Source organism: Streptomyces monomycini, assembly GCF_022271435.1.
In the GTDB taxonomy this organism is placed as follows: domain Bacteria; phylum Actinomycetota; class Actinomycetes; order Streptomycetales; family Streptomycetaceae; genus Streptomyces; species Streptomyces monomycini.
Window position 1 is genome coordinate 1 of record NZ_JAFIQY010000041.1, and the last position, 18,613, is coordinate 18,613.

Annotated in this window: 17 protein-coding genes and 1 pseudogene; 12 read left to right on the top strand and 6 right to left on the bottom strand. The window is 72.0% G+C overall.

Annotation, left to right across the window (positions count from 1 at the left end):
* Nucleotides 1-117: pseudogene (locus JXZ78_RS32420) on the top strand (IS5/IS1182 family transposase); the annotation flags it as partial.
* Between the two features lie 56 nt (nucleotides 118-173).
* Here the strand turns inward: JXZ78_RS32420 and JXZ78_RS32425 are convergent.
* Nucleotides 174-1,517 carry a DUF2252 domain-containing protein gene (locus JXZ78_RS32425; protein WP_030020903.1) on the bottom strand — a complete coding sequence of 448 codons (1,344 nt, stop codon included), beginning with the start codon at nucleotides 1,515-1,517 and terminating at the stop codon, nucleotides 174-176.
* A gap of 334 nt (nucleotides 1,518-1,851) precedes the next feature.
* On the opposite strand from JXZ78_RS32425, the gene dnaE reads away from it, so the two are divergent.
* Nucleotides 1,852-5,394, top strand: coding sequence for a DNA polymerase III subunit alpha (dnaE, locus tag JXZ78_RS32430; protein ID WP_030020904.1), 3,543 nt, complete (start codon nucleotides 1,852-1,854; stop codon nucleotides 5,392-5,394).
* 176 nt (nucleotides 5,395-5,570) lie between these two features.
* Nucleotides 5,571-5,816: a hypothetical protein gene (locus JXZ78_RS32435; RefSeq protein WP_157851616.1), complete on the top strand. Its 246-nt coding sequence runs from the start codon at nucleotides 5,571-5,573 to the stop codon at nucleotides 5,814-5,816.
* Nucleotides 5,817-5,908: 92 nt separating this feature from the next.
* Here the strand turns inward: JXZ78_RS32435 and JXZ78_RS32440 are convergent, their stop codons facing one another.
* On the bottom strand, nucleotides 5,909-6,085 hold the full coding sequence (locus JXZ78_RS32440; RefSeq protein WP_167745434.1) for a hypothetical protein: 177 nt from the start codon (nucleotides 6,083-6,085) through the stop codon (nucleotides 5,909-5,911).
* 273 nt (nucleotides 6,086-6,358) lie between these two features.
* Between JXZ78_RS32440 and JXZ78_RS32445 the strand changes: the two genes are divergently transcribed.
* From JXZ78_RS32445 to JXZ78_RS32460, 4 genes are all read left to right on the top strand, one after another.
* On the top strand, nucleotides 6,359-7,699 hold the full coding sequence (locus JXZ78_RS32445; RefSeq protein WP_030020906.1) for an NYN domain-containing protein: 1,341 nt from the start codon (nucleotides 6,359-6,361) through the stop codon (nucleotides 7,697-7,699).
* Nucleotides 7,700-7,967: 268 nt separating this feature from the next.
* On the top strand, nucleotides 7,968-8,975 hold the full coding sequence (locus JXZ78_RS32450; protein WP_238783520.1) for an ABC transporter ATP-binding protein: 1,008 nt from the start codon (nucleotides 7,968-7,970) through the stop codon (nucleotides 8,973-8,975).
* Between the two features lie 173 nt (nucleotides 8,976-9,148).
* Nucleotides 9,149-9,895, top strand: a complete 747-nt coding sequence (locus JXZ78_RS32455; protein WP_050502602.1) for an ABC transporter permease — start codon at nucleotides 9,149-9,151, stop codon at nucleotides 9,893-9,895.
* 134 nt (nucleotides 9,896-10,029) lie between these two features.
* Complete coding sequence (locus JXZ78_RS32460) at nucleotides 10,030-10,737, top strand: hypothetical protein (protein ID WP_033038200.1); 708 nt, start codon at nucleotides 10,030-10,032, stop codon at nucleotides 10,735-10,737.
* Between the two features lie 39 nt (nucleotides 10,738-10,776).
* On the opposite strand, the gene JXZ78_RS41325 is transcribed toward JXZ78_RS32460, so the two are convergent.
* The 4 genes from JXZ78_RS41325 to JXZ78_RS32475 form a co-directional block, all read right to left on the bottom strand.
* Nucleotides 10,777-10,851: a hypothetical protein gene (locus JXZ78_RS41325; protein WP_465270599.1), complete on the bottom strand. Its 75-nt coding sequence runs from the start codon at nucleotides 10,849-10,851 to the stop codon at nucleotides 10,777-10,779.
* Nucleotides 10,852-11,151: 300 nt separating this feature from the next.
* Complete coding sequence (gene ybaK, locus JXZ78_RS32465; protein ID WP_030020912.1) at nucleotides 11,152-11,682, bottom strand: Cys-tRNA(Pro) deacylase; 531 nt, start codon at nucleotides 11,680-11,682, stop codon at nucleotides 11,152-11,154.
* Between the two features lie 74 nt (nucleotides 11,683-11,756).
* A complete protein-coding gene (locus tag JXZ78_RS32470; RefSeq protein WP_030020913.1) occupies nucleotides 11,757-12,578 on the bottom strand; it encodes an LON peptidase substrate-binding domain-containing protein in 822 nt (273 codons plus the stop codon).
* Between the two features lie 256 nt (nucleotides 12,579-12,834).
* Nucleotides 12,835-14,439, bottom strand: coding sequence for a hypothetical protein (locus tag JXZ78_RS32475; protein ID WP_030020914.1), 1,605 nt, complete (start codon nucleotides 14,437-14,439; stop codon nucleotides 12,835-12,837).
* A gap of 329 nt (nucleotides 14,440-14,768) precedes the next feature.
* On the opposite strand from JXZ78_RS32475, the gene hisD reads away from it, so the two are divergent.
* The 5 genes from hisD to hisH are packed head-to-tail and all read left to right on the top strand — an operon-like array spanning nucleotide 14,769 to nucleotide 18,610.
* Nucleotides 14,769-16,091 (top strand): histidinol dehydrogenase, encoded by a 1,323-nt coding sequence (gene hisD, locus JXZ78_RS32480; RefSeq protein ID WP_030020915.1) that lies wholly within the window; start codon nucleotides 14,769-14,771, stop codon nucleotides 16,089-16,091.
* 8 nt (nucleotides 16,092-16,099) lie between these two features.
* A complete protein-coding gene (locus JXZ78_RS32485) occupies nucleotides 16,100-17,215 on the top strand; it encodes a histidinol-phosphate transaminase (protein WP_030020916.1) in 1,116 nt (371 codons plus the stop codon).
* Nucleotides 17,212-17,805 (top strand): imidazoleglycerol-phosphate dehydratase HisB, encoded by a 594-nt coding sequence (gene hisB / locus JXZ78_RS32490; RefSeq protein WP_030020917.1) that lies wholly within the window; start codon nucleotides 17,212-17,214, stop codon nucleotides 17,803-17,805. Before JXZ78_RS32485 ends, hisB begins: the two co-directional genes overlap by 4 nt.
* Entirely contained in the window at nucleotides 17,802-17,966 is a 165-nt protein-coding gene (locus JXZ78_RS32495) for a CG2302 family histidine operon protein (RefSeq protein WP_030020918.1), read from the top strand. The genes hisB and JXZ78_RS32495 overlap by 4 nt, the downstream gene beginning before the upstream one ends.
* Complete coding sequence (hisH, locus tag JXZ78_RS32500; protein ID WP_030020919.1) at nucleotides 17,957-18,610, top strand: imidazole glycerol phosphate synthase subunit HisH; 654 nt, start codon at nucleotides 17,957-17,959, stop codon at nucleotides 18,608-18,610. The genes JXZ78_RS32495 and hisH overlap by 10 nt, the downstream gene beginning before the upstream one ends.
* The last annotated feature ends 3 nt before the right edge of the window (nucleotides 18,611-18,613 follow it).

Sequence of the window (18,613 nt, forward strand, 5' to 3'; positions counted from 1 at the left end):
CACTGGTTCAGCCGCCTGCGCATCCGCTGGGAAACCCGCGACGACATCCACGAAGCATTCCTGAAACTCGCCTGCTCACTCATCTGCTGGCGACGCCTGCGTCCCACATTGCGTTAGGAGCTCTAAGAGGCGTGAACTCGTCGCCTGTGCGCCCCCTCACCCGGTGGCGCGGCTCACAGGCCGGGTATGCGGCCGTTGCGGAAGAGATCCACGAACGTCTGGTGATCGGCGCGGGCCCGGGCGCCGTACGCGTGCGCGAAGTCCACCAGCAGCCGGCCGAAACCGTCCTCGTCGGCGGCGATGGCCGCGTCGATGGCGCGCTCGGTGGAGAACGGCACCAGGGAGTGGCCGCTCTCGTCGTCCGCCGCGGCGTGCATCGCCGCGGTCGCCCGGCCCAGGTCCGCGACGACCGCCGCGATCTCCGCCAGGTCGTCGATGTCCGACCAGTCCAGATCGACCGCGTACGGGGAGATCTCGGCCACCAGCTGGCCGGCGCCGTCCAGCTCGGTCCAGCCCAGCCACGGGTCGGCGTGGTCCTGGAGGGCCCGCTGCGAGATCACCGTGCGGTGCCCCTCGTGCTGGAAGTAGCCGCGCACCCGCGGGTCGGTGATGTGCCGGGAGACCGCCGGGGTCTGCGCCTGCTTCATGTAGATCACGACGTCGTTCTCCAGGGCGTCGCTGTTGCCCTCCAGCAGGATGTTGTACGAGGGCAGGCCCGCCGACCCGATGCCGATGCCGCGGCGGCCCACCACGTCCTTGACGCGGTAGGAGTCCGGGCGGGTCAGGCTGGACTCGGGCAGCGTCTCCAGATAGCCGTCGAAGGCCGCCAGGACCTTGTAGCGGGTCGCGGCGTCCAGCTCGACCGTGCCGCCGCCCGCGGTGAAGCGGCGCTCGAAGTCGCGGATCTCCGTCATCGAGTCCAGCAGGCCGAAGCGGGTCAGCGAACGGGCCACCCGCAGCGCGCCCAGCAGCGGCCCCTCGGCCGTGTCCAGGGTGAACGGCGGCGCGTCGTCGTCCTTGGCACCGGTGGCCAGGGCGTGGATGCGCTCGCGGTAGGCGGTGGCGTAGATCCCCACCAGCTCGCTGATCTGCTCGTCGCTCAGCGCCTTGGCGTAGCCGATCAGGGCGACGGAGGCGGCGAAGCGCTTGAGGTCCCAGGTGAAGGGGCCGACGTACGCCTCGTCGAAGTCGTTGACGTTGAAGATCAGCCGGCCGGTGGCGTCCATGTACGTGCCGAAGTTCTCGGCGTGCAGATCGCCGTGGATCCACACCTGGCCCGTGCGTTCGTCCTCGTACGGACCGCTGCCCGGGCCGCCGTCCCGGGTGTGGAGGTCGTGGTAGAAGAGGCAGGCCGTGCCCCGGTAGAAGGCGAAGGCGGAGGCGGCCATCTTCCGGAATTTGACGCGGAAGGCCGCCGGGTCGGCGGCGAGCAGCTGGCCGAAGGCGGTGTCGAAGACGGCGAGGATCTCCTCGCCGCGCTGAGCGGCGTCCGGCGCCGGGACGAGCTGGGACGACATCGCGGGTGCCTCCTGAGGCAGGTGCTGCAGACGGTTGTGCCGCCTCTTCCAACGGCCGAGGCTACTCACGAGTGCCCGCCCGCCCGTCGCCCGACCACCGCCCCTCATGGAGGCGCTGCGCGCCGCAGCCCGCCCGCCGCCCCTCGCGGAGGCGCTGCGCGCCGGGGTCCGCTCTCCGCCCGTCGCCCGGCCCCGGCCGGGCCGCCGCCCCCGTCGGGTTGTCGGCGGAGGGTCGTAGACTTCAAAACCGTCCCCGTTCCCGCCGCCGCGGCCCGGCCCCCTCGGCCGAGGCGCCGGCGTGCCCGCAGCACCCAGTCTCCGGAGGTCTTCCGCCGTGGCCAAGCCGCCCTTCACGCACCTGCACGTGCACACCCAGTACTCGCTGCTGGACGGCGCCGCGCGGCTGAAGGACATGTTCGAGGCGTGCAAGGAGATGGGGATGACCCACATCGCCATGTCCGACCACGGCAACCTCCACGGCGCCTACGACTTCTTCCACTCCGCCCAGAAGGCCGGCGTCACGCCGATCATCGGTATCGAGGCGTACGTGGCGCCCGAGTCGCGGCGCACCAAGCGCAAGATCCAGTGGGGCCAGCCGCACCAGAAGCGCGACGACGTCTCCGGTTCCGGTGGTTACACCCACAAGACGATCTGGGCGTCGAACAGCACCGGGCTGCACAACCTCTTCAAGCTCTCCTCCGACGCGTACAAGGAAGGCTGGCTCCAGAAGTGGCCCCGGATGGACAAGGAGACGATCTCCCAGTGGTCCGAGGGCCTGATCGCCTCCACCGGCTGCCCCTCCGGTGAGCTGCAGACCCGGCTGCGCCTCGGCCAGTTCGACGAGGCCCTGAAGGCCGCCTCGGAGTACCAGGACATCTTCGGGAAGGACCGCTACTTCCTGGAGCTGATGGACCACGGCATCGAGATCGAGCGCCGGGTCCGCGACGGCCTGCTGGAGATCGGCAAGAAGCTCGGCATCCCGCCGCTGGTCACCAACGACTCGCACTACACCTACGCGCACGAGGCGACCGCCCACGACGCGCTGCTGTGCATCCAGACCGGCAAGAACCTCTCGGACCCCGACCGCTTCCGGTTCGACGGCACCGGCTACTACCTGAAGTCCACGGACGAGATGTACGCCATCGACTCCTCGGACGCCTGGCAGGAGGGCTGCCGCAACACCCTCCTGGTCGCCGAGCAGATCGACACCACCGGCATGTTCGAGAAGCGCGACCTGATGCCGAAGTTCGACATCCCGGAGGGCTACACCGAGGTCACCTGGTTCAAGGAGGAAGTGCGGCGCGGCATGGCCCGCCGTTACCCCGACGGGGTCCCCGAGGACCGGCAGCGGCAGGCCGACTACGAGATGGACATCATCCTGCAGATGGGGTTCCCGGGGTACTTCCTCGTGGTCGCGGACTTCATCATGTGGGCGAAGAACAACGGCATCGCGGTGGGCCCGGGCCGAGGCTCCGCGGCCGGCTCGATCGTCGCGTACGCCATGGGCATCACCGACCTCGACCCGATCACCCATGGACTGATCTTCGAGCGGTTCCTCAACCCCGAGCGCGTCTCCATGCCCGATGTCGACATCGACTTCGACGAGCGCCGGCGCGTCGAGGTGATCCGGTACGTCACGGAGAAGTACGGCGCCGACAAGGTCGCCATGATCGGTACGTACGGCAAGATCAAGGCCAAGAACGCGATCAAGGACTCGGCCCGTGTGCTGGGCTACCCGTACGCCATGGGTGACCGCCTCACCAAGGCCATGCCCGCCGACGTCCTCGGCAAGGGCATCGACCTCTCCGGCATCACCGACCCCACCCACCCGCGTTACAGCGAGGCCGGCGAGATCCGGGGGATGTACGAGAACGAGCCGGACGTGAAGAAGGTCATCGACACCGCCAAGGGCGTGGAGGGCCTGGTCCGGCAGATGGGCGTGCACGCGGCCGGCGTGATCATGTCCAGCGAGCCGATCGTCGACCACGCCCCGCTCTGGACCCGGCACACCGACGGCGTGACCATCACACAGTGGGACTACCCGCAGTGCGAGTCGCTCGGCCTGCTGAAGATGGACTTCCTGGGCCTGCGCAACCTCACCATCATGGACGACGCCGTCAAGATGGTGGAGGCGAACAAGGGCAAGAAGCTGGAGCTCCTGGAGCTCCCGCTGGACGACCCCAAGACCTATGAGCTGCTCTGCCGCGGTGACACCCTCGGCGTCTTCCAGTTCGACGGCGGCCCGATGCGTTCGCTGCTGCGCCAGATGCAGCCCGACAACTTCGAGGACATTTCCGCCGTGTCGGCCCTGTACCGTCCGGGCCCGATGGGCATGAACTCGCACATCAACTACGCGGAGCGCAAGAACGGCCGCCAGGAGATCACGCCGATCCACAAGGAGCTGGAGGAGCCGCTCAAGGAGGTCCTGGGCCTGACCTACGGCCTGATCGTCTACCAGGAGCAGGTCCAGAAGGCCGCCCAGATCGTCGCCGGGTACTCCCTCGGCGAGGCCGACGTCCTGCGCCGCGTGATGGGCAAGAAGAAGCCCGAGGAGCTGGAGAAGAACTTCGTCCTCTTCCAGGCCGGTGCCCGGAAGAACGGATTCAGCGACGAGGCGATCCAGGCCCTGTGGGACGTGCTGGTCCCCTTCGCCGGCTACGCCTTCAACAAGGCGCACTCCTCCGCCTACGGGCTCGTCACGTACTGGACCGCCTACCTCAAGGCGAACTACCCGGCGGAGTACATGTCCGCGCTGCTCACCTCGGTGCGCGACGACAAGGACAAGTCGGCGGTCTACCTCAACGAGTGCCGCCGCATGGGCATCAAGGTGCTCCCGCCGAACGTCAACGAGTCGCTGGCGAACTTCGCCGCCCAGGGCGACGACGTGATCCTCTTCGGCCTGACCGCCGTCCGCAACGTCGGCCAGAACGTGGTGGACTCGATCATCCGCTGCCGCAAGGCCAAGGGGAAGTACACCTCCTTCCCCGACTACCTCGACAAGGTCGAGGCGGTCGTGTGCAACAAGCGCACCACCGAGTCCCTGATCAAGGCGGGCGCCTTCGACGAGATGGGGCACACCCGCAAGGGCCTGACCGCGCACTACGAACCCATGATCGACAACGTGGTGCAGGTCAAGCGCAAGGAGGCCGAGGGACAGTTCGACCTCTTCGGCGGGATGGGCGACGACACCGCCGACGACGGCCCCGGCTTCGGCCTGGACATCGAGTTCTCGGACATCGAGTGGGACAAGACGTACCTGCTCGCCCAGGAGCGCGAGATGCTCGGGCTGTACGTCTCCGACCACCCCCTGTTCGGCCTGGAGCACGTGCTGTCCGACAAGGCGGACGCGGCGATCTCCCAGCTGACCGGCGGTGACTATTCGGACGGCTCGATCGTCACCATCGGCGGCATCATCTCCGGCCTCCAGCGCAAGATGACCAAGCAGGGCAACGCCTGGGCCATCGCCACCGTCGAGGACCTGGCCGGTTCCATCGAGTGCATGTTCTTCCCGGCCACCTACCAGCTGGTCTCCACCCAACTCGTCGAGGACACCGTCGTCTTCGTCAAGGGGCGCCTGGACAAGCGCGAGGACATCCCGCGGCTGGTCGCCATGGAGATGATGGTCCCCGACCTCTCGGAGGCCGGCGCCAACGCCCCCGTGACGATCACGATTCCCACGGTCAAGGTCACTCCGCCGCTGGTCGAGAAGCTGGGTGAGGTCCTCACCAGCCACCGCGGATCGACCGAGGTGCGGATCAAGCTCCAGGGGACGCGCAAGACGACGGTGCTCCGGCTGGACCGGCACCGGGTGACACCGGACCCGTCGCTCTTCGGGGACCTGAAGGTGCTGCTGGGACCGTCCTGCCTGGCGGGCTGAGCCGTGCGCGGTGCCCGGGGCTCCGGCTCCGGGCACCGCGCTTTCGCGAGTGTCCGGCTTTGTACAACCGCGAAACTCATTTACCCAACCGGTGCGAAGTCATGGAGTAAACCGGACATCTACGCGAGTAGCGTTCCCAGCAGGAACGAACTTTCGCGTGAGGGATGGTTTCGTCGATGAACGCAGCAGTGATCAGCAAGGCCGTTTTTCTTCTCAGGGACGCTCACCTCTCGCCCCTACAGGCCCGCCGCGGCCTGGCCGCCTACTTCCCGGGCTTGGGCATGACCGACCGGGTACGGCACGTCCAGGCCGCCTACGACATCGTCAGCGGCGGCCGGCCGGCACCCCGGGCCAAGGCGTCCGACCTGACGCAGCCCCGCTACTTCGCGGCGGCCCACGAACGGCACGGCTTCACGGACTGAATCCGGAAGGCCGCCGGAGCGCAGACGGCGCACAGCGCGCAAGAGGGGCGCACCCCACACGGGTGCGCCCCTCTACTGCTGTACGGCGAAGGTCAGTTGTGACCAAAGCGGCGCTGGTGCTTACGGGCGACGTCGCGCGGGGTCGCCGCCACGGCCTGGGACGCCGCCTGCGCCTCCATCGCCGACTGCTGGGCGTCCTCCTGGCCGCGCTCGGCGGACTGAGCGCCCTTCTGCTGCTGATTACGGTCGCGATTCTTGTTCTTGGCCATGACCGTGCCTCCTGAGGGGGATCCTGGGATCGGGGCCGTGACCAGGCTTACACGGGCCGTTGATGCGCGCATTTCGGGCAATTACCGTGCGTAATGCGCCGTGTCGTGTGCGGTGTTCGCCCTGGATGCCGAATCCGCCACGCCGATGATCGAGTTCCGGCAGTTAACCCCCGTACGGTCGGGCAGACTCGAAGGTAAAGCGGGAGGAAACCTCGTGCCACAGGCCGAGCCGGGGGGCGTCCGACTTCAGCACCTCAGGGAAGAGGGTGGAACGTGGATCGCTGCGTCGTCCTGGTGGACGCCGGATACTTGCTGGGCGCCGCCGCGAGCCTGCTCGCCGGAGAACCCACCCGGTCCCGGATCACCGTAGATCACGCCGCCCTCATCCAGGGCCTGCGCCAGCGCGCCGAAGCCGACACCGAGCGGCCGCTGCTGCGCATCTACTGGTTCGACGGCGCGCCCGACCGCGTGCCGCAGCCCGAGCACCGGCGGCTGCGCGTCATGCCCCGGGTCACCGTCCGGCTCGGCGCGCTGACCCGCAGCGACGGCCGCTGGGCACAGAAGGGGGTCGACGCCGCGATGCACGCGGAGTTGACCGAACTGGCCCGTAACCGCGCCTGCTCCGACATCGTCCTGGTCACCGGTGACGGCGACCTGCTGCCCGGCCTGATGTCGGCCAAGGAGCACGGCGTCGCCGTGCACCTGTGGGCGGTGCAGGCCGCCGACGGTGACTACAACCAGTCGGAGGACCTCGTCGCCGAGGCGGACGAGCGGCGGGTGCTCGACCGCGCGTGGATCACCCGCGCCGTACGGCTGAAGGAGCTCGGCGGCCCCTGCGCGCCGCCGCCCGTACCGCGGCCCGAGATCGCCGCCATCCTCTCGGCGCCGCTGCCCGAGTCCGCCGTCGCGGCCGCCGCGGCCGCGGCCTCCGCCGCGCACGACGCCGAGCGGGCCGCCGCCCGGGAGCGCAACGGCGCGAACGGAACGGCGCGCCCGGCACCCGCGCCCGCGGAGCGGACCGGCCCCACGGGCCCCTGCGACCGGCCGGGGACCGCCGCCGAACGGGACGGTGACGGCGGCGCGGCGGGCGGCAGGGGCACCCCGGTCCCCACCCCGAAGGACCTCGCCGACCTCAACCGCGGTCCCGGCGCCGGACCGGGCGGGTCCGCCGCGGCCCCGGCGCCCGTGCCGAGCGCGACGCTGCGCTGGTCCTCGGACAAGGGCTGGGTCGAGCGCGGCGGCCCGGTGGGAGAACCGCCCGAAACCGCCTCGCTCCCGACCCTCGCCCAGCTCACCAGCGCCGAGCAGCGCTGGGCCGACCGGGAGGAGGACATCACGGCTGTCAGCGGCGACCCCTTCGAAGTAGGCCAGGTCTTCGCCCGCCGCTGGACGGAACGGCTCTCCGACACGGCCCACCTCCAGCAGATCTCCACGGAGTACCCCCGCATCCCGCACCGCATCGACGGCGAACTTCTCCGCTATGCCGCCCGCTTCGGCCTGCTCGCCCACAAGGACGACCAGATCGACGAACACGACCGCTATGCGATTCGCGCCGGATTCTGGCGCGAAGTCGACCTTCGGACGGCGGCGTCGCACGTGTCGGCGGGGGAGTAGGGGCACCGGAGGGGTCGTCCCGGGTACGGGCCGGGTACGGAGTCCCCGCGCGTCGCCCGGTCCCGGCCGGGGGGGCGGACGCCGGTCACCCGGGTGGGCGCTTCACCCGATGGCGGCGCCCGAGCCCTCGCGACAGGCACGGCGGCCACCGCCCGGCGGGCGGCGGTGCGCCCCTGACCGCCGGGCCGGCCGGGGCGGTGCGGCCGCCGCGCGCAGGGGGTGCGGACAGCCGCGGCCCCGGCAGCGCGTACGCTCGTTGCTCGTGAGGATGGGTGCGAAGCGGGTGGAGTGCGGCGAGCCGGTGTGTGCCGTGCGCGACCTGGTCAAGACGTACCCCGCGGTACGCGGGCGGCGGGGAGCGGCGGGGGCGCCGGCCGTACGGGCCAGTGACGGGATCAGCCTGGACGTGCGCCAGGGGGAGATCTTCGGGCTGCTCGGGCCGAACGGAGCCGGCAAATCGACGCTGGTCCGGCAGCTCACCGGGCTGCTGCGCCCCGACTCCGGCAGTGTCACCGTGCTGGGCCACGACCTCGTCCGCCACCCGGAGCGCGCCGCCCGTCTGCTCGGCTACCTGGGCCAGGAGTCCAGCGCCCTGGACGAGATGACGGTCGCCCTCGCCGTGGAGACCACCGGCCGGCTGCGCGGCCTGCCGGCCCGGGAGGCCCGCGCCGAGCGCGACGCCGTCGTGGAGGAACTGGGGCTCGGCGACATCGCCGGGCGCCCGCTCAAGCGGCTCTCCGGGGGCCAGCGCCGCCTCGCGTGCTTCGCCGCCGTCCTGGTCGGCGAGCGGCCGCTGCTGGTCCTGGACGAGCCGACCACCGGCATGGACCCGGTGGCGCGCCGTGCCGTCTGGGCCGCCGTGGACCGGCGCCGGGCGGAACGCGGCGCCACCGTGCTGCTCGTCACCCACAACGTCATCGAGGCGGAGAGCGTCCTGGACCGGGTCGCGGTGATCGACCGGGGCAAGGTCATCGCCTGCGACACGCCCGGCGGGCTGAAGGACCTGGTGGGCGAAGAGGTCCGGCTGGAGCTGGTGTGGCGGGAGCGGGCGCCGCTGGACGTGCCCGAGGTGGCCGCCCTGGGCGAGGCCGCGCGGACCAACGGACGGCGCTGGACCCTGAGACTGGCCCCGGACCGGGCGCGGGAGGCGGTGGCCGCCGTGACGGCCGGCCCGGCCTTCGCCGCGCTGGACGACTTCACGCTCGCGACGCCGAGCCTGGAAGATGTGTATCTCGCGCTGGGGGGCCGTACGGAGGAAGGCTTGGTGAAGGCGTGAGCGTGGTTCCCGCGGAGGCGCAGGCGAAGGCGGCGGAGCAGGCGGAGGCGACGGCGGAGACGGAGACACGGGCACGGACGGCGGCACCGGCCGCGGCCGGTCCGGAGAGCGCTTCCGGGCCTGTCGCCGGGCCGGCGAGCGCTGCGGACCCGGGCACCCCGTCCGCCGCGCCCCTGGCGCCCGCCGCCCGGCTGCTGCCCGCGCTCGCCGCCGTGTACCGGGCCCAGCTGTCCCGGGCCCGGGTCGCGCGGATCCCGCTGCTGTTCGTGGCCACCTTCCAGTCCGTCGGGATCATGGTCCTGATGCGCGGTGTGGTCGACGGCGGCGACGCCGCGCGGGCCGTCGTCGCCGGCTCCAGCGTGCTGGTCGTGGCGTTCGTGGCGCTCAACCTGCTGGCCCAGTACTTCGGGCAGCTGCGCGCCAGCGGCGGGCTCGACCACTACGCCACGCTGCCGGTGCCGCCCGCCGCCGTGGTGCTCGGCGCGGCCGCCGCGTACGCCTCGTTCACCGCGCCGGGGACCGTGGTCACGGCCGTGACCGGCTGTCTGCTGTTCCAGCTGCCGATGACGAACCTCTGGGTGCTGATCGCGGTGATCCCGCTGGCCGGCGCGGCCCTCGCCGGGCTCGGCGCGGCGCTGGGCCTGCTCGCGCCGCGACCGGAACTGGCCACACTCTGCGGTCAGTTGGGCATGTCGGCAGCCCTGCTGCTGGGCGTGCTGCCGGCCGCCCGGCTGCCCGTGCCGATCTCGTACGCACGGGACCTGCTGCCGTCGACGTACGGGGTCGAGGCCCTGGCGCGCGGGTTCGACGCCCGTCCCGACTGGCTGGCGGTCCTCGTGGACCTGGGGGTCTGTGCGGCGGTCGGTGTGCTGTCGCTGGCTGTGGCGACGTGGGCGTACCGCCGGGCGGCCGTACGGTGACGGATCCGGCGGACGGCCCGGCGGGGCGCGGGGCCTCCGGCGGCCCCGCCGACGGTGCCGGGCAGACCGGCCGGAACCGGCCGCGCAGCCGTCCTGCCGACAGCGGCACCGCAACCACCTGGCACGATGACAGGGTGACCGCACCGCAGACGCCGCAGCCGCACGAGAACCAGCCGCACGACAACCGGGCGACCGAGCAGACGTACAACCCCTGGGCCAGTGCGTCCGGGGCGACGTCCGACCATCCGACCTCCGGGGGGTCCGCCGTGCAGGACCGGGCCGAGTTCCGCCGTGAACTGCTGGAGGCCGCGCTGATCGCGCTCGTGGTGACGGTGTTCGGCGTACTGCTGGGCGCCCTGTGGGCGTGGCTGGCGCCGCACGTCCCGCTGATCGCGGACGGCAGCGGCAACGTCTACCTCAAGAACATCGAGGGCGAGGAGGCCATCGGCGGGGACGGTACGTTCATCCTGCTGGCCCTCGGCTTCGGCGTGGTGTGCGCGGCGGGCGCGTTCCTCTTCCGCCGGGGCGGGGGCATCCCGCTGGTGGTGGCGCTGGTGGTGGGCGGACTGCTCGGCTCCGTGGTGGCCTGGCGGTTCGGCATCTGGCTGGGCCCGACGTCGGACCTGGCGGAGCTCGCGAAGGAGGCCGGCAAGGGCGTCCCGTTCGACGCGCCGCTGCGCCTCCAGGCCAAGGGCGCGCTGATCGCCTGGCCGGCCGGTGCCATGATCGCGCATCTGCTGCTGACCGGACTCTTCGGCCCCCGCGACCCGGAGCCGCCGCAGCCGGAGTGGTACCCCGGAGGGCAGCAGAGCCCGCAGACCCCGCCGCCTTCGGACAGCTGACGGCTGACGGGGTCGCTCCGCGCGGCTCCGTCCGCTTTTTCAGGCGGGTCGGCGCCCGTGGTTGGCCTTGCCCTTCTTGATGCGCCACTTCCGCTTACGGGTCTTCTTCGACATGGGCGTACCTCCTCCACGGGTCGTAGCGGAGGACGGAGCAGGCGTCCAGACCCGGCGTCGTGACGGGCGGGGCGTACGGGGTGCATCCGGCCGCGCGCGGTACGGGGTACGGCGCGCGGGGCACTCCCAGACGCCCTGGCACGCCCAAGCGCCCCGGCATCCCCAAGCGCCCCGGCATCCCCAAGCGCCCCGACAACCCCAGGTGCCCCGACATCCAGGCTCCCTGGCATCGAGGCATCCGGCGTCCAGGCGCCCCGGCTCGCGGCGCACGCCTACCGGCCGGCGCCGCGCCCTGCGCCCTCAGCCGCGCGCGATCTCCGCGAGCGTCGCCTCCGTGAGCTTCTGGAGATCGGCGGGGGCCAGCTCGACCTCCAGGCCGCGGCGGCCGGCCGACACGCACACCGTCCCGTGCGCGGCCGCCGACGCGTCGAGCACCGTCCGCAGGCGCTTGCGCTGGCCGAGCGGGGAGATGCCGCCGCGTACGTAGCCGGTGCTGCGTTCCGCGGCGGCGGGGTCGGCCATCGTGGCGCGCTTGCCGCCGGCCGCGGCGGCCAGGGCCTTGAGGTCGAGGGAGCCGGAGACCGGTACGACGGCGACGGTCAGCGCGCCGTCCACCTCGGCGAGGAGCGTCTTGAAGACCTGGTCGGGGGAGACCCCGAGGGCTTCGGCGGCCTCCTCGCCGTACGAGGCGGCGGCCGGGTCGTGCTCGTACGCGTGGAGGGTGAAGTCGACGCCCGCCTCGGTGAGAACGACCGTCGCCGGGGTGCCGCCGGCGCCGGCCGGCTGCTTCCCGTTCTTCGGCTGCTTGGTCCGCTTCGGCTTCTTGGACATGATCGTCGCGCCTCGGCTCGCTCGTAAGTCGTCGGTAGGGGTACGGGTACGGCTGCGGGGCGGTGCCCGCGCGCTCAGTTGGGGCTGGTCGGGTGGCGGGTCAGGTCCACCGCGGGCAGCGACGGGAGCTTACCGATCACCGCGGTCTCCTGGCGAAGGAGTTTCAGCTCCTGCGTGAGCCGGGCCGCGACGTCCGGCGCCTCCAGGAGCCGCTGCTTGGCCGGGATGTCGAGCACGGCGGCGGCCGCCACCAGGTACGACAGCACCGACGGCTCGCCGGGCAGGTCCTGACTGCCGGCGAGGGTGCGCTCGTTCGCCCAGGCCAGCCGCTTCTGGTAGGTGCGGAAGGCCCGTACGACACCGGAGGCCAGCGCGCCGGCGCCCTCGCCCTCGGTCTCCGCCAGCTCCTCCACCTCGCCCATCAGATACGGGCCCGAGGCGTCCACCGACAGCAGCCTGAAACGGGTGGTGCCGGTGGCCAGCACCTCGTATCCGGAGGCGTCGGGCCCGGAGCCGGGGGAGAGCGCCGGGTCGGCGGTGGCCTCGGCGCCCTCGTCGGAGGCGAGGGCCGAGCCGGGGGCGCCGCTCTTCTCGCGGATGGTGGCCGCGTCGGCCACGCATCCCACGGTGTGGAAGGCGCTGATCGGGTCGGGGCCGAAGCCGGCGCCGGGACCGTCGGCGGGCAGCGCGGTGCTGTCCGGCAGACCGGGGGCGGAGGGTGCCACTTCGCGGCCGTCGCGGATCGCGACGACGCCGAAACGGCGTTCGTCTTCGGGCAGGGCGAGGAGGTCGCGCATCATCGCCCGGTACCGCGCCTCGAAGACGTTGAGCGGGAGGACGAGTCCCGGGAACAACACCGAGTTCAGCGGGAAGAGCGGTAGGCGCACGGAGGTCACAGCCCGTAAGCCTAGAGCCTGTGGAGACGGGAGTGGTTCGCGGCCCGCGATCCGGGACGCGCGGGGAAGGGCGGAGTGGCCCCTCTTCCGGCGGCGTACGGCCCCGGACCGGCCTCGCGCGGGTTCCGGAGCCCGGCCCGTCCCGCGCGCCCCCACGCGCTCCCGCGCCCGCCCGCCGCAGGCCTGACGCGCCCGCCCCAGCGGCAGTGACGTGGCTGCCGTGGCAGCGGTGACCCGCCCGCCGCGGCACCCCCGGCTACTGCCGTCGCAGCAGCCGCGACGCGCCCGCCGCGACCGTCGTCGCCAGGACCCACCCGGCCAGGATCATCACCGCGGCGACCCACTGGGAGCCGCCGTCCGGTTTCCACGACGAGCCCTGGTAGAGATCGATCACCGGCAGCAGCAGGTCGAGGGAGTAGAGGTACGGATTCCAGGGCGGCGCCTCGCCGGGCTTGAGGGCCGGGGGCGGGGACTGGGCGAAGTACACCGTGCCGAGGGCCCACAGGATCGCCATCCACACCGCGGCCCGCCCGGGCCGGTAGCCGTACGCCACCGTCCAGTCCTGGAGGAAGCCCCACAGCTTGGCGGCCATCGGCAGCGTCTCGCGCCGCCGCCGCTGCTTGGCGAGCAGCACCTCGCGCGCGTCGGAGTCCTCGCCGCCGCTGCGCAGCGCGGTGGCCAGCATCTCGTACGGCTCCGGCGCGTACTCCGGCGTGGCGGCGGCCACCCACTCCAGCCGCCGGGACAGCGGGAAGTGGCCGCGCGGGATGAGCGTCTCGTAGTTGAAGCCCGCCATCCACAGGCCGCCGAGCCCGGGCCAGCTCGCCGCCTTGTCGACCAGGTTGACGACCCGCGCGCCGGAGAGGATGACCCGTCCGCGCTGCGGCCGCTCGCCCAGGAAGCGCAGCTCCGGCGTCTGGATGCGGCGCAGCGACAGTTCCTGGTCGGCCTCCATGATGAAGCGGGCCTGTTCGAAGTCGACGGCGTCGCCGAAGCGGCCGTCGTCCAGCCGCATCCCGCCCTCGCACTCGAAGCGCTGCATACGGGTGCCGCGGGTGGGGGTGTGGGCGATGCCGTACGGGGGTGTGGCGGTGGTGCTGGAGAACGGCGAGCTGGCCAGGCCGGCGCCGGTCAGGTACAGGGTGCGCTCGACCGTCATCTGGGGGGCGTTCAGGGCGCGCCGCCCGTACGGGTTGCTCAGCCGGCTGCCGCGCAGGCTCAGCGACACGCCGATGGTCGCGCCGCGCAGCGACAGCTCGCCGTAGGACTCCATCATCTCGGCCTGGAGGTCCTGGGCGACGGTGAGTCCGTCCGCCATCACCGAGCGGCCCTGCCGGTCCTTGTGCACCACCGTCTGGTTGAGCAGCAGGTCCGTACCGATGTGCGCGTCCGTCAGGCGGATGCCGGAGCGGACGACGCAGCGCGGCAGGTGCAGGTCGCCTTCGGTGTGCAGCCGGGCCGCCTCGACCCGGGGAATCGCGCAGCCGACCATCCGCAGGGTGGTGAAGCGGCTCTCGGGCAGCACGACCTCGTTCTGGAAGCGGCAGTCGCGCAGCTCCACGAATGGCTTGATCGTGCCGCCCGCAAGGTCGAGAGTGTCGGTGATGTACGCACCTGCCAGTTTCAGCGCGGAGACCCGTCCGGGCTGTGCGGGCGGCCCTTCCAGCAGCAGGAGCGCGACGATCCGGGCGCGCACCCGCCGCTCCGGGCCCCACCGGAACTGCCCGTGCGGGTCGTCCCTGGCGGGGTCGCCGGTGCGAAGGTCGCAGGTGCTGCCGTTGCGGAATGCCTGCCACAGGCTCCACTCGGCAGGGTTCAGCATCAGCGCCGCGGGTGCGTCGCCCTCTTCCGGCGTGGTCACCGTGCCTTCCCCCTTTCCCCGCTCCCCCGAGCGGGTCCGTACGGTCCCGCGTGTGCGGGGCGCGCGTCCAACCGTTTCTGCGCGCCGCCCGTCCGCTGCCGCGTGCCGTGTCCGCCCCCCCCCGTGCGTCCTCCCCGTCACTCCGCACGCCCGTACGAACCACATGCCCGCTGCGTGACCGTGTGAACACGTAAAGTGAGGAATGGTTCGAGACGGTCCGGCGGCGCGCCGAGGCTCGCGGCCCGACGGGCCCCGTGCGGGCCCGGTGCTGTGTATCACCGACTGATACGGGCGCTCGGGCGCGGGAACGGGTCTGAGACACTGGAGGGGTGATCTCCCGAATCGATCTGCGCGGTGACGCCCTCCCCGAGGGCGGCGCCCTGCGCGACCTGCTGCCCCGTGCCGAGTTCGACGTGGAAGCCGCCCTGGAGAAGGTGCGGCCCATCTGCGAGGACGTGCGCCATCGTGGGACGGCCGCGCTGATCGAGTACGCCCATCGGTTCGACGGGGTGGCCATCGAGCGCGTACGCGTGCCCGTGGAAGCGCTTCAGCGGGCGCTCGCGGAGCTGGACCCGGCCGTCCGGGCCGCCCTGGAGGAGTCGATCCGGCGCGCCCGGATCGTCCACCGCGAACAGCGCCGCACGGACGTCACCACCAAGGTCGTCCCCGGCGGCACGGTCACCGAGCGCTGGGTCCCGGTCGAGCGCGTCGGCCTGTATGTACCCGGTGGCCTGGCGGTTTACCCGTCCTCCGTGGTCATGAACGTGGTTCCGGCCCAGGAGGCGGGCGTCGAAGGCGTCGCCGTCACCTCCCCGCCGCAGGCGGAGTTCGGCGGCCTGCCGCACCCGACCATCCTCGCCGCCTGCGCCCTGCTCGGCGTGGACGAGGTGTACGCGGCCGGCGGCGCCCAGGCGATCGCCATGTTCGCGTACGGCACCGAGGAGTGCCGCCCGGTCAACCTGGTCACCGGCCCCGGCAACATCTACGTCGCCGCCGCCAAGCGCCTGCTCAAGGGCCGGATCGGCATCGACGCCGAGGCCGGGCCCACCGAGATCGCGGTCCTCGCGGACGCCACCGCCGACGCCGCGCACGTCGCCGCCGACCTGATCAGCCAGGCCGAGCACGACACGCTGGCCGCCGCCGTCCTGGTCACCGACTCGGCCGAACTGGCCGCCGCCGTCGAGACCGAGCTGAAGACCCAGGTGGCCGCGACGAAGCACACCGAGCGGATCAGCACCGCGCTGGCCGGCCGGCAGTCCGCGATCGTGCTGGTGGACGGCGTGGACGAGGGCCTGAAGGTCGTCGACGCGTACGGCGCCGAACACCTGGAGATCCAGACCGCCGACGCCTCCGCCGTCGCCGCCCGGGTCCGCAACGCCGGTGCGGTCTTCGTCGGTCCGTACGCGCCCGTCTCGCTCGGCGACTACTGCGCCGGCTCCAACCACGTCCTGCCCACCGGCGGCTGCGCCTGCCACTCCTCGGGCCTGTCCGTCCAGTCGTTCCTGCGCGGCATCCACGTCGTGGACTACAGCCGCGACGCGCTGGCCGAGGTCGCCCACCACGTGGTGACCCTCGCCGAGGCCGAGGACCTCCCGGCCCACGGCGCCGCGCTGAAGGCCAGGTTCGACTGGAAGGTCCCGCAGGGCAAGTGAGCGAGCACGTGACGAAGATCGACGACCTCCCCATCCGGGACGAGCTGCGCGGCAAGTCCCCGTACGGCGCGCCCCAGCTGGACGTCCCCGTACGCCTGAACACCAACGAGAACCCGTACCCGCTGCCCGAGCCGCTGGTACGGCGGATCGCCGAGCGGGTCACCGAGGCCGCCCGCGAGCTGAACCGCTACCCCGACCGGGACGCGGTGGAGCTGCGCACCGAACTGGCCGCCTACCTGACGCGCACCGGCGGCCACGAGGTCACCGCGGCCCACGTCTGGGCCGCCAACGGCTCCAACGAGGTCATCCAGCAGCTGCTCCAGACCTTCGGCGGACCGGGCCGCACCGCCATCGGCTTCGAGCCGTCGTACTCCATGCACGGCCTGATCTCGCGCGGCACCGGCACCGGCTGGATCTCCGGCCCGCGCAACGACGACTTCACCATCGACGTCGAGGCGGCCGTGGCGGCCATCGGCGAGCAGCGGCCCGACGTGGTCTTCGTCTGCTCGCCCAACAACCCCACCGGCACCGCCGTCGCCGCCGAAACGGTCCTCGCGCTGTACGAGGCCGCGCAGGCCGCCCGCGCGGACACCGGCGGCGCACTGGTCGTCGTGGACGAGGCGTACGGCGAGTTCAGCCACCGCCCCTCGCTGCTCCCGCTGATCGAGGGCCGCCCCAACCTGGTCGTCTCGCGCACCATGTCCAAGGCGTTCGGTGCCGCCGGGCTGCGCCTCGGCTACCTGGCCGCCGATCCGGCCGTGGTCGACGCCGTCCAGCTCGTCCGCCTGCCGTACCACCTCTCGTCCGTCACCCAGGCCACCGCGCTCGCCGCCCTGGAGCACACCGACACGCTCCTCAAGTACGTCGACCAGCTCAAGACCGAGCGCGACCGGCTGGTGGACGAGCTGCGCGCGGCCGGCTGCGAGGTGGTCGACTCCGACGCCAACTTCGTCCAGTTCGGCTCGTTCGAGGACCAGCACGCCTTCTGGCAGGCGCTCCTCGACCACGGCGTCCTGGTCCGGGACAACGGCGTGCCGGGCTGGCTGCGGGTCACCGCGGGAACTCCCGCCGAGAACGACGCGTTCCTCGACGCGGTCCGTGCAGTACTGAAGGAGAACCGATGAACCGCGTTGGGCGCGTGGAGCGCACCACGAAGGAGACCTCGGTGCTGGTCGAGATCGATCTCGACGGCACCGGGCAGGTCGAGGTGTCGACAGGCGTCGGCTTCTACGACCACATGCTCGACCAGCTCGGCCGGCACGGCCTGTTCGACCTCAAGGTCAAGACCGACGGCGACCTGCACATCGACACCCACCACACCATCGAGGACACCGCCCTCGCGCTGGGCGCCGCCTTCAAGCAGGCCCTCGGCGACAAGGTCGGCATCTACCGCTTCGGCAACTGCACCGTCCCGCTGGACGAGTCGCTGGCCCAGGTGACCGTCGATCTCTCCGGCCGCCCCTACCTGGTGCACACCGAGCCGGAGAACATCGCGCCGATGATCGGCACGTACGACACGACGATGACCCGGCACATCCTGGAGTCCTTCGTCGCGCAGGCGCAGATCGCCCTGCACGTCCACGTCCCGTACGGGCGCAACGCCCACCACATCGTGGAGTGCCAGTTCAAGGCGCTGGCCCGCGCGCTGCGCTACGCCAGCGAGCGCGACCCGCGCGCCGCCGGCATCCTCCCGTCCACCAAGGGAGCGCTGTGAACGGCCTGTCCACCGTCTTCATCGTCCTCGGCCTCTTCCTGCTCGGCGGGCTCTACTCCTTCTGGAAGCAGGGGATGGGCAAGAGCGTGCTCGTCCTGCTGGGCATCGGCTCGGCCATGTGCCTGGTCGCCGGCGTTCTCCGTCTGGATGTGTGGAATTGAGTACCGCACCCGCGAAGAAGGTCGTGGTCTTCGACTACGGCTTCGGCAACGTCCGCTCCGCCGAGCGCGCCCTCGCCCACGTCGGCGCCGACGTGGAGATCACCGGTGACTACGACAAGGCGATGAACGCCGACGGCCTGCTCGTCCCCGGCGTCGGCGCCTTCGCCGCCTGCATGAAGGGCCTGCGCGAGGCCCGCGGCGACTGGGTCATCGGCCGCCGCCTGTCCGGCGGGCGCCCGGTCATGGGCATCTGCGTCGGTATGCAGATCCTCTTCTCCCGCGGCATCGAGCACGGCGTGGAGACCGAGGGCCTGGACGAGTGGCCCGGCACGGTCGGCCCGCTCAAGGCCGACGTCGTGCCGCACATGGGCTGGAACACCGTCCAGGCACCCGAGGGCACGCGGCTCTTCGAGGGCCTGCCCGCCGACGCCCGCTACTACTTCGTGCACTCCTACGCCGTGAGCGACTGGGAACTGGAAGTCGGCAACCCCAACATGCGCGCGCCCCAGGTCACCTGGGCCACACACGGCGAGCCGTTCGTGGCCGCCGTCGAGAACGGCCCCCTGTGGGCCACGCAGTTCCACCCCGAGAAGTCCGGCGACGCCGGCGCCCAGCTGCTGTCCAACTGGACCAAGACCCTCTAGGAC

Bases quoted from the DNA above. Each gene is read 5' to 3' on its own strand.
- ybaK (WP_030020912.1), bottom strand. From the start codon at position 11,682: ATGTCCAAGAAGCCGAAGCGGACCAAGCAGCCGAAGAACGGGAAGCAG.
- JXZ78_RS32435 (WP_157851616.1), top strand. From the start codon at position 5,571: ATGAACGCAGCAGTGATCAGCAAGGCCGTTTTTCTTCTCAGGGACGCT.
- JXZ78_RS32440 (WP_167745434.1), bottom strand. From the start codon at position 6,085: ATGGCCAAGAACAAGAATCGCGACCGTAATCAGCAGCAGAAGGGCGCT.
- hisB (WP_030020917.1), top strand. From the start codon at position 17,212: ATGAACCGCGTTGGGCGCGTGGAGCGCACCACGAAGGAGACCTCGGTG.
- JXZ78_RS32450 (WP_238783520.1), top strand. From the start codon at position 7,968: ATGGGTGCGAAGCGGGTGGAGTGCGGCGAGCCGGTGTGTGCCGTGCGC.
- JXZ78_RS32425 (WP_030020903.1), bottom strand. From the start codon at position 1,517: ATGTCGTCCCAGCTCGTCCCGGCGCCGGACGCCGCTCAGCGCGGCGAG.